Origin of the sequence: Streptomyces sp. NPDC046860 (assembly GCF_040645115.1) — a bacterium.
Taxonomy (GTDB): domain Bacteria; phylum Actinomycetota; class Actinomycetes; order Streptomycetales; family Streptomycetaceae; genus Streptomyces.
In genome coordinates this window covers 50,817-64,457 of record NZ_JBEYXQ010000024.1, presented here as the reverse complement: position 1 = coordinate 64,457, position 13,641 = coordinate 50,817, and the positions used below count along the sequence as shown (strand labels likewise).

The window sequence follows — 13,641 nt, the reverse complement described above, 5'->3', positions numbered from 1 at the left end:
CCCGGCGCCCCCCAAAGCACCTGGCCCGACACCGGGCATCTTCGCACCCGCCGAAGTGCCGGGGGAGCAGGGGTGAGGGGCGCCTTCGTGGCCGTGTGGGCGCAGGATCACGAGAGGCGCCGCAAGAACCCTTGCCTGGGGCGATACTGATTGCCAGTCGCCTGTGCGCACACCTGGGGGAGGCCCTGTGAGTCCGAGTCCTGGTCCGAGTCCGAGTCCGCGCGAGGTGTTCCTCCGGCTCGTTCACGGTGTCGCCGACAAGAAGTTCGACGACTTGGCAGACCTGTACGGCGAAGTCACCGACGTCCGGCATCCGATGGCGACGCCGGAGTCCGAGCCGCTGACGAGTCGGCGTACGCTCCAGGAGCACTTCTCGGTGCCGCCGGAGATGCGGGAGGCCCTGCCGCGGAGGCGGGTCGTCGATGTCGTCGTCCACGAGACCGCCGACCCCGAGGTGATCGTCGCCGAGTTCGCCTACGAGTTCACGGCGCCGGACGACTCTCCGCGCAAGGTTCCCTGCGTGTTCGTCATGCGTGTCCGGGACGGCCGGATCATCGAGTCACGCGACTACATCGACCCGATCCGTACGTACACGGCACGCGGGGACCTCGACCTCCTCCTCGCGTCACTGCGCGAGGATGCTTCCTGACGGCGGGCCTTCGAGAGGTCGCTGTCAGCGGGCCCGCGCCGGCATTCGCCGCCGCTCCTCGGCCACGGGCACCGGTTGGGCCCCGCGCGGGCCGAACATGCCCAGTGCCGCGCCCAGCGCCAGGGCCACCGCCGCCGCGGCCAGCGCCGTCCGCAGGCCCGGTACGAAGTGGGCCGAGGGCGCCTCGCCCACGAGCAGTCCCATCACGGCCACGCCGATCAACCCGCCCAGCTGGCGGGCGGCGTTGAGGACCCCGGAGGCGATGCCCGCGTTGGCGGGGTCGACCGAGCCGAGCATGGCGTTGGTCATCGACGGGACGACCAGGCCGAGGCCGAACCCGGCGATCACGAACTGCGCCGCCGTCCACGCGTACGCGTCCAAGCCGACGAACGGGATCGTGGCCAGGAAGGCCGCTGCCGCCAGGGCGTTGCCGGTGATCAGTACCGACCGGGCGCCGTACCGCCGGACCAGGGGACCGCAGGACAGGTTGGCGATCATGATCGCTGCCGTCATCGGCAGGAAGGCGAGGCCGGCCTTGATCGGGGAGTAGTCCCTGACCTGCTGGAAGAACAGGCTGAGGACGAAGATCAGGCCGTAGAAGGCGAAGTTGAACAGGACGCCGATGCCGGACGTGGCCGAGAACGCGCGGCGGCGGAACAGGTGGAGCGGCAGCATCGGGTCGGGGGCGCGGAGTTCGGCGGCCAGGAATCCGGCCAGGGCCAGGACGAAGACCAGCAGGCAGCTCAGCACCGCCGCCGAGGTCCAGCCCCGCGTGTTGGCCTCCACCGTCGCCCCGGTCATTGCGCCCAGGCCGACCACGGCGAGCAGCTGGCCCGGCAGGTCCGCCGAGCGGGCCGCGGACGTGTCAGGAGCGGGGGCGGGGCGGGCGTAGGCCCGGACGAGGGCGATACCGAGGGCGGCGATCGGGAGGTTGACGTAGAAGATCGAGCGCCAGCCGAGCATGTCCACCAGCAGGCCGCCCGCCACCGGGCCGAGCGCCAGGGCGAGGCCGCCCGCCGCCGCCCACAGGCTCACCGCGCGGGCGCGTTCGGCGGGTTCGGGGAAGTTGGTGTTCACGACGGACAGCGACGACGGCACGATCATCGCCGCGCCCACTCCCTGCAGGACCCGGGCGGCGATCAGGGCGACCAGAGTCGGCGCGGCCCCGCACACCAGCGAGGCCGCCGCGAAGAGCGCGAAGCCCCACACGAAGATGCGGCCGGGGTCGTGGCGGTCGCCCATGGCGCCCGCGGTCAGGAGGAAGGCGGCGAAGGTGAGGGTGTAGCCGTTGATCACCCATTCCAGGCCGGAGAGGCTGCCGCCGAACTCGGCGCCGAGCGCCTCGGTGGCGACGTTCACGACGCTCACGTCGAGGATGACGACGACGAACCCGAGGCAGGCGGCGAACAGGGTGGGGCCTGGCCGGGCCTGGTGCGGTGGGGTCTGGGGCACGGGGTCTTCCTTCCGGGCGTGCCGAGGCGGGACGGGACGTGCGAAGGCGTGCGAAGGCGTGCGGAGGGGGGTGAGGTGGGTGCGGGCGCGGGGCGGTACGCCACCGGCTCCGGTAGAGTGTTCGTCGATCGGCGAACAGTCAGGAGTGTACGCAGATCATCGAACACTCTGCAATCCGTGCGCGCCCGGCGCGGACGGACCGAGCGAGACGGAGCGAGCGGCCATGGCGGCACAGACCCCCCGGCGGCAGGACGCGGCGAGCCACCGCACCCCGCCCGCGCACACGGCCCCGGACGAGGTCGCGCTGGAGACGGCCCTGTTGGCCCTCGCCGACCCCGTCCGCCAGACCCTGGTGCGGGAGTTGGCCGGGGCCGGCGACTGGGAGCGCGCGTGCGGCAGCTTCGACGTGCCGGTCACCAAGGCGACCCTCAGCCGCCACTTCGCCGTACTGCGCGAGGCCGGACTCCTGGAGCAGCGGGACGCCGGGCCCAAGCGCCTGAACCGGCTCCGCAGGCCGGAGTTCGACGCCCGGTTCCCCGGCCTGCTGGACCTGGTCCTCGCGCAGGGCGCCCGCTGACACCGGGGCTCCGGCCGGGCCCCCGGGCCGAAGTCGGGCGCGCCCTGCCGGGCCCGCGTCTTACGCCGTGGCCCGGCCGGGCCGCCCCCGCCCGGTCGAGGCGTCGTCCGGCGCCGTGCGCGGGGCCGGGATCGCCGGGACCTGGCGCACGTTCACGCGGGCGCGCCGCTCGTCGGCCCTCGCGCACAACTCCCGTACGGCCGAGGCGAACCGCTCGGTCGAGGGCGGGTCGGCCGGGCCGAGCAGGTGCTCCTTGAGCCGGGCGCGGTCGGCCGCGTACCGGTCCCGGCGGGGATCGCGCACCGACTCCAGCAGCTCCGGCACGCCCGCCGCGTCCGGGGTGAGCACGGTGCCGGCCGACACCGTGGGGAAGGCGGCCCGGAAGTCGTCCTCGGACAGGCCCGAGGTGTTGGTCACGGCGTACGGCTTCTCGCTGCTCAGCCAGTCCGAGACCACGCTGGACACATCGCTGATCAGCAGGTCGGCCGCGTTGAAGCAGGTGGAGAGCGCGGGGCGGGGGCCGGTCACGACCAGGTGCTCCCACTCGGGGTGGGACGCCCAGTACGCCTTCTCCCACGCGGCCGTGGCCCGCGCGATCCGGTACTCGCGGTCGCCGTCGGGGGTGCCCTGGAGCATCATCCGCTCCAGTTCGTCCGCCGCGCCACGGAACGCCGTCGAGGTGAGCCGGTCCAACTCAACGCCGCAGCGGGCGAGTTCCGCCTCGGCCTCGGGGCAGGGCCGTACGCCGGGGCGTCCCGCCCGGGCCGCCTGCACCATCGCCCTGATGCGCCGGTCGGCCGCGCCCGCGCGCGGGTCCACCGAGCCGGTCATCGGGTGCGGCTTGTACAGCAGGCGCACCCGCGGGTCGGCCAGCAGCCGCCGTACGAGGGCCTCGCCCGCGAGGACCACCGAGGTGTTGCCCGGACTGCCGTCCCAGCCCTCCCAGGTGGGGGCGTACAGCACGGTGGTGCGCATGCTCGCGTGCGGCCCCGAACGCGGCCGGACGGCGGCGAGTTGGGGGCGCCCGACCTCCACGACGTCCCTGTCCTCGACACCGACGTCGGCGAGCGCGTACCGCTCCCGTGCCGCCGGACCGGCCACCCACACCTCGTCGTACGCCTTCGCGTAGGGGTTGCAGGAGGAGAGCTTGTCGCTCTCGCCGTGGTTGACGAAGGCGTGCTTGATGGCGGGGATGCGCAACACCTGGGACGTCTTGCCGGAGTTGGCCGGGTGCAGCATCGCCTTCAGCGTCGAGTCCTCCAGCGCGAACAGTGTGGCGACCTTGGGGAGGCACAGGACGGGCACGTCGGTCGCGTCGATCCTCTGCACCATGAACCGCTCGCGCAGCACGATCAGCGGGCGCTCCAGCCCGGAGAGCGTGGAGAGCCACATGTTGGCCTGGTAGGCGGAGGAGGCGCCGCCGGAGAAGTACATCGCCACGGTGGGCCGGTACTCCGCCAGCCAGTCCGCCAGCCACTCCATCACCCGCGCGTCGCTCGCGGCGCGCTTGCCCGGCAGCAGCCAGGAGGCCAGACGCGCGACGCCGCTGCCCATCAGGGTCAGGGAGGCGGCGAACCCGACCGCGCCCCAACGGGCCTGCCCGGTGAGCGCGGTGACCAGGAGCCCGGCCGTGGCCGGGGCGGAGAACGCCAGCAGACGGTGGCCTGCCTGGCGGGCCAGAACGCGCGGCGGGGCGACGGTGGGATGGAGGGCGGAGATGTCGATGTTGCGGGTCACCACCGGCAGGGTCCGGTCCCGGCGCACCAGCAGGGAGACCGCCTGGCAGGCGAAGTGCAGGACGTAGAACACGCTCAACGCGCCGAGCAGCGGCGGCATCTCGCGCTCCGGGTCGATCTCGTCCAGCCGCAGCACCGCGACCATGAGCAGCATGTCGCGCAGCAACTGCCGGACCGTCACGTCCAGTCGGACTCTGGCGAGCGGTGCCAGCAGGGCCGCGTGCCGGTGCGTGAGGCGGACGTCGAGCGCGAGTCCGGCCGCGCCGGAGACCGCGAGCAACGGGGCGTGGGGCAGCAGCGCGCCCGCGAGCTGGGCGGCGAACAGCGCGAGCAGCGTGGATATCGCGCACAGCGCGGGCAGGCGGGTCCGGATGGCGGGGAGGAGACCGGCAAGGGGCACGGTGGGAGCTCCTGCTGTTCGTACGACGGGACACGCGGCGCCGCGACGAACCCGGCCACCCGGCGCCCGCCCCGGCCCCACGAACAGCCAACGACCGGGCCCACCCCCGGTCACGTCACCCCGGTCCATCGCCCGAGCTTCCGAATCCCCCGCCTCCCGGGGGCGGCGGGACCGGCCGTCCGGCCCGCTCCGCGCTCGTGGCATCATCGGCCGGGGTTCCGGCGGAGAAAGGGTCGCGCAGGGTGATGGAGAGGGTTCTCGGTGTGTCCGGCCGGGCCGGCGGGGCGTTGCTCGACGACTGCTCCCTGGAGATGACCGGGAAGGACGTGCCGCGGCTGGAGGAGGCGCGCGGGGGCATCGCGCCCGGCACCCGGATCAACGTCACCTATCTCGCGGGCGAGGACGCCGGGACGCGCCGGGCGGCCGCGCGGGCGGTGCGGGAGAGCGGCTTCGTCCCCGTGCCCCACCTGTCGGCACGTCGGCTGCCGTCCGCCACGGAGCTGGAACGATTCCTCGCCGCACTCGCCGAGGACGGCACCGCCGGGGCCGTCTTCGTGGTCGGCGGCGACCCCGCCCGGCCCGAGGGCCCGTACGAGGACGCGCTCTCCGTCATCCGCGGCGGGCTGCTCCAGCGGTACGGCGTACGCCACGTCGGCATCTGCGGCTACCCGGAGGGGCACCCGGCGATCGGCGACGACACGCTGTGGTCCGCGCTCACCGCCAAGGCGGCCGCGCTCGAGGCGGCGGGGCTCTCGGGCGACGTCATCACCCAGTTCGGCTTCGACGCCGACGCGGTCCTCACCTGGCTGGGGGCCCTGCGCGGGCGCGGGGTGCACCTCCCGGTCCGCGTCGGCGTGCCCGGCCCGGCGGGGGTACGGCGGCTGCTCGGGTACGCGACCCGGTTCGGCGTCGGCACCGGGACGAGCGTCGCCCGCAAGTACGGCCTCTCGCTGACCAGCCTCATGGGCACGGCGGGCCCGGACCGCTTCCTGGACGACCTGGCCGCCGGCTACGACCCGGCCCGCCACGGCACGGTCAAGCTGCACTTCTACACCTTCGGCGGGCTCCGCCCGACGGCCGAGTGGATCACCCGGTACCGCCAGGAACGGGGCTAGGGCCTGTCCGACGTCCATGTCGGAATCTCGCCAGCCTCCGGTGCCGTCCTGCCCGATGCTTAAGGCATGCGGAAAGCGACCACCACCAGCACCCCGGCCCCCTTCGACCGGGAGCACTGCGTGCACGCCGTCCAGTCCAAGGACGCCCGGTTCGACGGCTGGTTCTTCACCGCCGTGCTCACCACCCGCATCTACTGCCGCCCGAGCTGCCCGGTCGTACCGCCCAAGGCCGAGAACATGACCTTCTACCCGAGCGCCGCCGCCTGCCAGCGCGCCGGGTTCCGCGCCTGTAAGCGCTGCCGCCCCGACGCCACCCCCGGCTCCCCGGAGTGGAACCACCGCGCCGACCTGGTGGCCCGCGCCATGCGGCTCATCGCGGACGGGGTCGTGGACCGCGAGGGCGTGCCCGGACTCGCCGCCCGGCTCGGCTACTCCGCCCGCCAGATCGAGCGCCAGCTCCTGGCCGAACTCGGCGCCGGCCCGCTCTCCCTGGCCCGCGCCCAGCGCGCCCAGACCGCGCGGCTGCTCATCGAGACCACCGCGCTGCCCATGGCGGAGATCGCCTTCGCCGCCGGTTTCTCCTCCATCCGCACCTTCAACGACACCGTCCGCGAGGTCTTCGCCCTCGCCCCGACCGACCTGCGCGCCCGCGCACCCCACGCCCGGGCGGACAGAACGGCGGGCACCCTCACGCTCCGGCTGCCGTTCCGGGCACCGTTGAACCCCAGCAACCTGTTCGGACACCTCGCCGCCACCGCCGTACCCGGTGTGGAGGAGTGGCGCGACGGCGCGTACCGGCGCACGCTGCGGCTGCCGTACGGACACGGCATCGTGGCCCTCACCCCCGAGGCCGGCCACATCGCCTGCCGGATCTCCCTGAGCGACCTGCGCGACCTCACCGTGGCCATCAGCCGCTGCCGCAGACTGCTCGACCTCGACGCCGACCCGGTCGCCGTGGACGAGCGGCTGCGCGCCGACCCGGTGCTCGCCCCGCTGGTCGACTCCGGGCCGGGGCGCCGGGTGCCCCGTACGGTCGACGAGGCGGAGTTCGCCGTCCGCGCGGTGCTCGGCCAGCAGGTGTCCACGGCGGCCGCCCGCACGCACGCCGCCCGGCTCGTCACCGCGCACGGCAAGCCGCTGGACGACCCCGAGGGCGGCCTCACCCACCTCTTCCCCGACCCCGACGCCCTGGCCGCCGTCGACCCCGAGACCCTCGCCATGCCGCGCAGCCGCCGGGCCACGCTGACCACCCTCGTCGGCGCGCTCGCCGACGGCAGCCTGAACCTCGGCGTCGAGGCCGACCGGGCCGAGGCCCGCGCCCGCCTGCTGGAACTGCCCGGCTTCGGCCCCTGGACCGCCGACGTCATCGCCATGCGCGCCCTCGGCGACCCCGACGCCTTCCTGCCCACCGACCTCGGCGTCCGGCGCGCCGCCGAGACCCTGGGCCTGCCCGCCACCCCGGCCGCGCTCACCGCCCGCGCCGAGACCTGGCGCCCCTGGCGGGCCTACGCCGTGCAGTACCTGTGGGCGACCGACAGCCACCCGATCAACTTCCTCCCGGCCTGAAGGACTTCCCGTGCGACACCACACCGTGACCGACAGCCCCTACGGGCCGCTGACCCTCGTCGCGGACGCCGACGGCGCCCTGTGCGGCCTGTACATGACCGACCAGCGCCACCGCCCGGCCGAGGAGACCTTCGGCCCGCGCGACGACACCCTGCGCGTCTTCGGCGAGACCCAGGAGCAGCTGACGGCCTACTTCGCCGGTGAGACACGGCGGTTCACCGTCCGGCTCGGCCTGCACGGCACCCCGTTCCAGCGCCGGGTCTGGGACCGGCTCACCGAGATCCCCTACGGGGAGACCCGGAGCTACGGCCAACTCGCCCTCGCCCTCGGCACCCCGGGCGCCTCCCGCGCGGTCGGCCTCGCCAACGGCCGCAACCCGGTCGGCATCATCGTCCCCTGCCACCGCGTCGTCGGCTCCGACGGCAGCCTCACCGGCTACGGCGGCGGCCTGGACCGCAAGCGCCGCCTGCTGGCCTTCGAACGCGGCTCGGAGCGGGCGGAGGCGGGGGTGCTGTTCTAGCCGTCGGCCAGCACCCGGAGCGACCTCGTGAGCGTCGGCCCTGCGCTGGTGCCGCACTGCCCGGCAGAGAGCGGCGCCCCAGCCGGGGAGCGTCGCTCACCCGCCCGACGCCCACCGCACCCCCGCGATCACCCCCAGCACCAGGGGCGGCACCACCCACCCCCACCCCAACACCCTTCGTACCGACGGCACCAGCCACATCACTACCGCCGCTCCCGCCGCCCCGAGGCTCATCACACACGCCAGCACGATCCCCGCGTACGCGTCGTCGTCCCACGCCCCGGACGGCCGGATCGTCAGCGCGAACCAGCAGAAGCAGGCGGAGACGAGGGTCAGCAGCGTGACCGGCACGGCGAACACCGCGGCGAGCCAGTGGCGGTCGTCGTCCACGGGGGAGGGACCAGACATCGTCAGACCGCCCGGTGCCCGTTCTCCAGTTCCGCCGGGCCGTCGCCGTCCGCCAGGGCGTCGAGGGCGGCGAGGACCCGGCGGCCCAGGGGCGGCGGGAGGAAGTCGGGGAGGTCGGTGCGGGGGACCAGGCGCCAGGAGAGGAGTTCCTCCTCCTGGAGGCGGATCGCCTTCAGGTCGGCCTCGGTGAGGACACCGCCGTCGTAGAGGTAGGCGACCATCGGGATGTGGCCGGGGACCGGGACCCAGTCCACGGCCAGCAGACGGCCCGGCGCGCGGTCCAGGCCGATCTCCTCCAGCGTCTCGCGGCGCGCGCCGAGCCGCGGGGTCTCACCGTCGTCGGACTCGATCGTGCCGCCCGGCAGACCCCAGCCCGGCCGGTAGTTCGGCTCGACCAGCAGGACCCGTCCCTCCGCGTCCCGGAACAGGGTCGCGGCGGCGGACAGGACCCGGGGCAGCCCCGCGATGTAGGTGGCGAAGTCGTCAGAGGTGGTCATCCAGGCAGGGTAGCCAGGGCTGTCGATCATGACCCCCTAGGGTGGACAGCCGCGCCGCCCGGAAGGGCGGGGGACGAGCGGAGGGGACGCCAAGTGGTCGACGGTGTGGTTCGCGGGGTGCTCGTCGCCCCGGACAAGTTCAAGGGATCGCTGACGGCCGCCGAGGTCGCCGCGCATGTGGCGGCCGGGCTGCGCGGGGCCGTACCGGGCGTCGAGGTCGAGACGCTGCCGGTGGCCGACGGCGGGGACGGCACGGTGGCCGCGGCCCTCGCCGCCGGGTTCGACCGCCGCGAGGCGAAGGTCGCCGGGCCGCTCGGGCACACGGTGACCGCCGCCATCGCGGTACGCGGGGACACGGCGGTCGTGGAGATGGCCGAGGCGAGCGGACTGAGCCGGCTCCCCGCCGGGACACTCGCCCCGCTCACCGCCTCCACCCACGGCACCGGCGAGCTGCTGCGGGCCGCGCTGGACGCGGGCGCCCGGCGCATCGTCCTCGGCGTCGGCGGCAGCGCCACCACGGACGGCGGGGCCGGGATGCTCACGGCGCTCGGGGCGCGCTTCCTCGACGAGCGGGGTGAGCCGGTCGGGCCGGGCGGCGACGGACTCGCCGACCTCGCCGAGGCCGACCTGAGCGGGCTCGACCCCCGCCTGGCCACGGTCGAGCTGATCCTCGCCGGAGACGTGGACAACCCCCTCACCGGCCCGCACGGCGCCGCCGCCGTCTACGGCCCGCAGAAGGGCGCCTCACCGGCCGACGTGGCCCTGCTGGACACCGCGCTGGCCCGCCTCGCGGCCGTCCTGCCGCCCGGCTTCGCCGACCGGCCCGGCGCGGGCGCGGCGGGCGGTGTCGGGTACGCGGCCCTCCTGCTCGGCGCCCGGTTCCGGCCCGGGATCGAGGTCATGCTCGACGTGCTGGGCTTCGCCGAGGCCCTGGCCCGCGCCGATCTGGTCGTCACGGGCGAGGGCGCCCTGGACGAGCAGACCCTGCGCGGCAAGGCCCCGGCCGGGGTGGCCGCGGCGGCCCGCGCCGCGGGCAAGGAGGTCGTCGCGGTGTGCGGCCGCCTCGCCCTGCCCCCCGAGGCCCTCCACCGGGCCGGCATCACCACGGCCTACCCCCTGACCGATCTGAACCCCGACCCCGCCGCCTGCATCGCCCAGGCGGGCCCCCTGCTGGAGCGGCTCGCGTCCCGCATCGCGGAGCGGCACCTGAGCGGCACCTGACCCGAAACCCGGCCGAGCCCCTGCCGCCGGGCACGGCGAAGGGGCCCGGGCACAGCGAAGGGGCCCCGGACCGTAAAGGTCCAGGGCCCCGAAGCCGAACGTTCGCGCGCTACGGCAGCTGCGCCGCCCGCGCCTCGCGGCGGTTGTCGCGGAAGTTGTTCACCCGGCGGGCCGTGGCGAACAGCGGGATCACCGCGCCCATCACGAGCTGCAGCGCGCAGCCCGTCTGGAGGAGGAGCTGTCCGCCCGGGGCCTCGAAGGCCCAGGCGGCCAGCAGACCCATGGAGAGGACGATCCAGCCGAGCATGGCGCCGGCGAGGCGGCCGCGCGGCTTCGGGTACTCGACCCGGCTCACCATCAGCCAGGCGGTGCCCAGGATGGCCATGAGCGTGGCCGGGAAGGGCAGCTCCAGCAGCACGATGGAGACGACCGTCAGCGCGCCGAACGGCGAGGGCATGCCCTGGAACATGCCGTCCCTCACCGTCACGCAGGAGAACCGCGCGAGCCTCAGCACCACGGCCAGCAGCACCACGATCGCGCCCAGCGCGGCCACCCGCTGGTGCGCGTCGTCCGCGACCATGCCGTAGACGAGGACGAAGTACGCCGGGGCCAGGCCGAAGCTGATCAGGTCGGAGAGGTTGTCCAGCTCCGCGCCCATCGGGGAGGAGCGCAGCTTGCGCGCCACCAGCCCGTCGAACAGGTCGAAGACCGCCGCGCAGAGCATCAGGATGACCGCAGTGGCCGCGCTGTGGCGGGCCATGCCGGATTCCTGGCTGCCGGTGAGGTGCGGGATGAGGATGCCGGTGGTGGTGAAGTACACCGCCATGAAGCCGCAGGTAGCGTTGCCGAGCGTGAGGGTGTCCGCTATCGACAGGCGCATAGAGAGGGGCATCTCCTCCTCGTCGCCGGCCTCATCTGCCTCGGGCACCCAGCCCGCCTGTGTCTCTGGATCAATCACGGTCAATGCGAGTCACCCCAGCCACGGTCTTCTGCCCGACCTCGACGTCGACCTCCACGCCCTCGGGCAGGTACAGGTCGACACGCGAGCCGAAGCGGATCAGACCGATGCGGTCGCCCTGCTCGACCTTCGTGCCCTCAGGGATGTAGGGCACGATGCGGCGGGCCACCGCGCCCGCGATCTGGATCATTTCGATGTCGCCGAGTTCGGTGTCGAAATGCCAGACTACGCGCTCGTTGTTCTCGCTCTCCTTGTTGAAAGCCGGAACAAAGCCGCCGGGGATGTGCTCGACCGACGTCACCGTGCCCGCGAGGGGCGCCCGGTTGACGTGGACGTTGAGCGGGCTCATGAAGATGGCTACGCGGGTGCGGCCGTCCTTCCAGGGCATGATGCTCTGCACCACACCGTCGGCGGGCGAGATGACGCGACCCTCGGTGATCTCGCGCTCCGGGTCGCGGAAGAACCACAGCATGCCCGCCGCGAGAGCGGTGGCGGGCACGGCGACGGCCTTGGCGACGCCCGAGCGGCGGGCTCGCGCCAGGCTGAGGGCCGCGGTGGCGACGGTCGGGAGGAGCCACGGCGATGCTCCGCGCGCGAGGCGTACGCCGCCGGCTCGGCTGTCGCTGGGTGCAGAGGTTTGGCTGTGGGGCATGGATGACCTTCGTAGCGGATGATGCCGCGCTATGACGGGGGACGGCGGCTTTCCGGGGATCGTACCGGGCGCGGGGCGCAACTGGGCAAGCCAGGAAGCCGAGTCGGCGGCCGGAGAGTGTCGACGGTGTGTGATCTTCTTCTCGGAGAAAACACCCCGTCCCCGGACAATCAGCCCTGGAATCGATACTCTTCGAGCAGTCGGCGGCCGATGATCATTTTCTGGATCTCGGCGGTACCCTCACCGATCAGCAGCATCGGCGCCTCGCGGTACAGGCGCTCGATCTCGTACTCCTTGGAGAAGCCGTAGCCGCCGTGGATGCGGAAGGCGTCCTCGACGACCTCCTTGCAGTACTCGGAGGCGAGGTACTTGGCCATGCCGGCCTCCAGGTCGTTTCGCTCCCCGGAGTCCTTTTTGCGCGCGGCGTTCACCATCATCGCATGCGCGGCCTCGACCTTGGTCGCCATCTCGGCCAGCTTGAACTGGATGGCCTGGTGCTGGGCGATCTGCTTGCCGAAGGTGTGCCGCTGCTGGGCGTACCGGACGCCCAGCTCGAACGCGCGCTGGGCGACACCGCAGCCACGCGCCGCGACGTTGACCCGGCCGACCTCGACTCCGTCCATCATTTGGTAAAAACCGCGGCCCGTGACGCCGCCGAGCACCCGGTCCGCGGGCACCCGCAGGCCGTCCATGATCAACTCGGTGGTGTCGACGCCCTTGTAGCCCATCTTGTCGATCTTGCCGGGGATGGTGAGACCGGGGCGGACCTCGCCGAAGCCGGGCTCCTTCTCCACCAGGAAGGTCGTCATGGACTTGTGGGGCGCGGTGCCCTCGGGGTGTCCTTCGTCACTGCGGACCAGCACGGCCACCAGCGAGGACGTGCCGCCGTTCGTCAGCCACATCTTCTGGCCGTTCAGGACGTACTCCTCGCCGTCCCTCACCGCCTTGGACGTGATGGCCGACACGTCCGAGCCGAGCGCCGGCTCCGACATGGAGAACGCGCCCCGGATGTCGCCCGCCGCCATGCGCGGCAGGAAGTGGTCCTTCTGTTCCTGCGTGCCGTGCTGCTTGAGCATGTAGGCCACGATGAAGTGGGTGTTGATGATCCCGGAGACCGACATCCAGCCGCGGGCGATCTCCTCCACGCACAGCGCGTAGGTGAGCAGCGACTCGCCCAGACCCCCGTACTCCTCGGGGATCATCAGACCGAAGAGGCCGAGCTCCTTGAGCCCGTCCACGATCTGCTGCGGGTACTCGTCACGGTGCTCGAGCTCCGTGGCGACCGGGATGATCTCCTTGTCCACGAAGTCGCGGACCGTGGAGAGGATCTCCTGCTGGATGTCCGTCAGACCGGCGGTCCGGGCGAGGCGCGCCATCTACTTCACCTGCTCCTTGAGCTCCGGGCGGCCCGGCTGTTCGCCGCCGCGCTCCTTGATGTACGTCTCGGTCGGCACCATGACCTTGCGGCGGAAGACGCACACCAGGGTGCCGTCCTGCTTGTAACCCTTGGTCTCCACGTACACGATCCCGCGGTCGTCCTTCGACTTCGACGGCCACTTGTCGAGCACGGTCGTCTCGCCGTAGATCGTGTCGCCGTGGAAGGTCGGCGCCACGTGCTTGAGCGACTCGATCTCCAGGTTGGCGATCGCCTTGCCGGACACGTCCGGCACCGACATGCCGAGCAGCAGCGAGTAGATGTAGTTGCCGACCACGACGTTCTTGCCGAAGTCCGTGGTGCTCTCGGCGTAGTTGGCATCCATGTGGAGCGGGTGGTGGTTCATGGTGAGGAGGCAGAAGAGGTGGTCGTCGTACTCGGTGACCGTCTTGCCGGGCCAGTGCTTGTAGACGGCCCCGATCTCGAACTCCTCGTAGGTACGCCCGAACTGCATG

14 protein-coding genes are annotated in these 13,641 nt (G+C 73.0%); 6 read left to right on the top strand and 8 right to left on the bottom strand.

Going from position 1 to position 13,641, the window contains the following annotated elements; genetic code table 11:
- Positions 1 to 163 precede the first annotated feature (163 nt).
- Positions 164 to 649 (top strand): nuclear transport factor 2 family protein, encoded by a 486-nt coding sequence (locus tag ABZ898_RS26555; protein WP_361663834.1) that lies wholly within the window; start codon positions 164 to 166, stop codon positions 647 to 649.
- 24 nt (positions 650 to 673) lie between these two features.
- On the opposite strand, the gene ABZ898_RS26550 is transcribed toward ABZ898_RS26555, so the two are convergent.
- A complete protein-coding gene (locus ABZ898_RS26550) occupies positions 674 to 2,101 on the bottom strand; it encodes an MFS transporter (RefSeq protein ID WP_361663831.1) in 1,428 nt (475 codons plus the stop codon).
- Between the two features lie 223 nt (positions 2,102 to 2,324).
- Between ABZ898_RS26550 and ABZ898_RS26545 the strand changes: the two genes are divergently transcribed.
- Complete coding sequence (locus ABZ898_RS26545; protein WP_361663828.1) at positions 2,325 to 2,678, top strand: helix-turn-helix domain-containing protein; 354 nt, start codon at positions 2,325 to 2,327, stop codon at positions 2,676 to 2,678.
- A gap of 60 nt (positions 2,679 to 2,738) precedes the next feature.
- Here ABZ898_RS26545 and ABZ898_RS26540 read toward each other — a convergent pair whose 3' ends face one another.
- On the bottom strand, positions 2,739 to 4,814 hold the full coding sequence (locus ABZ898_RS26540) for a hypothetical protein (RefSeq protein WP_361663825.1): 2,076 nt from the start codon (positions 4,812 to 4,814) through the stop codon (positions 2,739 to 2,741).
- 245 nt (positions 4,815 to 5,059) lie between these two features.
- Here ABZ898_RS26540 and ABZ898_RS26535 point away from each other — a divergent pair, with 245 nt between their 5' ends.
- The 3 genes from ABZ898_RS26535 (at position 5,060) to ABZ898_RS26525 (ending at position 8,015) form a co-directional block, all read left to right on the top strand.
- The gene (locus tag ABZ898_RS26535; protein WP_361663823.1) at positions 5,060 to 5,929 is read left to right on the top strand and encodes a methylenetetrahydrofolate reductase; all 870 of its coding nucleotides are present in this window, start codon (positions 5,060 to 5,062) and stop codon (positions 5,927 to 5,929) included.
- A gap of 66 nt (positions 5,930 to 5,995) precedes the next feature.
- Positions 5,996 to 7,495 carry an AlkA N-terminal domain-containing protein gene (locus tag ABZ898_RS26530; protein WP_361663821.1) on the top strand — a complete coding sequence of 500 codons (1,500 nt, stop codon included), beginning with the start codon at positions 5,996 to 5,998 and terminating at the stop codon, positions 7,493 to 7,495.
- Positions 7,496 to 7,505: 10 nt separating this feature from the next.
- Positions 7,506 to 8,015 carry a methylated-DNA--[protein]-cysteine S-methyltransferase gene (locus tag ABZ898_RS26525; protein ID WP_361663818.1) on the top strand — a complete coding sequence of 170 codons (510 nt, stop codon included), beginning with the start codon at positions 7,506 to 7,508 and terminating at the stop codon, positions 8,013 to 8,015.
- Positions 8,016 to 8,111: 96 nt separating this feature from the next.
- Here ABZ898_RS26525 and ABZ898_RS26520 read toward each other — a convergent pair whose 3' ends face one another.
- Entirely contained in the window at positions 8,112 to 8,423 is a 312-nt protein-coding gene (locus ABZ898_RS26520) for a hypothetical protein (RefSeq protein WP_361663815.1), read from the bottom strand.
- Positions 8,424 to 8,425: 2 nt separating this feature from the next.
- The gene (locus tag ABZ898_RS26515; protein ID WP_361663813.1) at positions 8,426 to 8,920 is read right to left on the bottom strand and encodes an NUDIX hydrolase; all 495 of its coding nucleotides are present in this window, start codon (positions 8,918 to 8,920) and stop codon (positions 8,426 to 8,428) included.
- 93 nt (positions 8,921 to 9,013) lie between these two features.
- On the opposite strand from ABZ898_RS26515, the gene ABZ898_RS26510 reads away from it, so the two are divergent.
- A complete protein-coding gene (locus ABZ898_RS26510) occupies positions 9,014 to 10,141 on the top strand; it encodes a glycerate kinase (RefSeq protein WP_361663810.1) in 1,128 nt (375 codons plus the stop codon).
- A 109-nt stretch (positions 10,142 to 10,250) separates the two neighbouring features.
- On the opposite strand, the gene pssA is transcribed toward ABZ898_RS26510, so the two are convergent.
- The 4 genes from pssA to ABZ898_RS26490 form a co-directional block, all read right to left on the bottom strand.
- The gene (gene pssA / locus ABZ898_RS26505) at positions 10,251 to 11,069 is read right to left on the bottom strand and encodes a CDP-diacylglycerol--serine O-phosphatidyltransferase (protein ID WP_161146182.1); all 819 of its coding nucleotides are present in this window, start codon (positions 11,067 to 11,069) and stop codon (positions 10,251 to 10,253) included.
- A 22-nt stretch (positions 11,070 to 11,091) separates the two neighbouring features.
- Positions 11,092 to 11,751 carry a phosphatidylserine decarboxylase gene (locus ABZ898_RS26500; protein WP_031183665.1) on the bottom strand — a complete coding sequence of 220 codons (660 nt, stop codon included), beginning with the start codon at positions 11,749 to 11,751 and terminating at the stop codon, positions 11,092 to 11,094.
- 170 nt (positions 11,752 to 11,921) lie between these two features.
- Positions 11,922 to 13,127, bottom strand: a complete 1,206-nt coding sequence (locus ABZ898_RS26495; protein WP_361663807.1) for an acyl-CoA dehydrogenase family protein — start codon at positions 13,125 to 13,127, stop codon at positions 11,922 to 11,924.
- The gene (locus ABZ898_RS26490) at positions 13,128 to 13,640 is read right to left on the bottom strand and encodes a MaoC family dehydratase (protein ID WP_361663924.1); all 513 of its coding nucleotides are present in this window, start codon (positions 13,638 to 13,640) and stop codon (positions 13,128 to 13,130) included.
- Position 13,641: the final 1 nt, after the last annotated feature.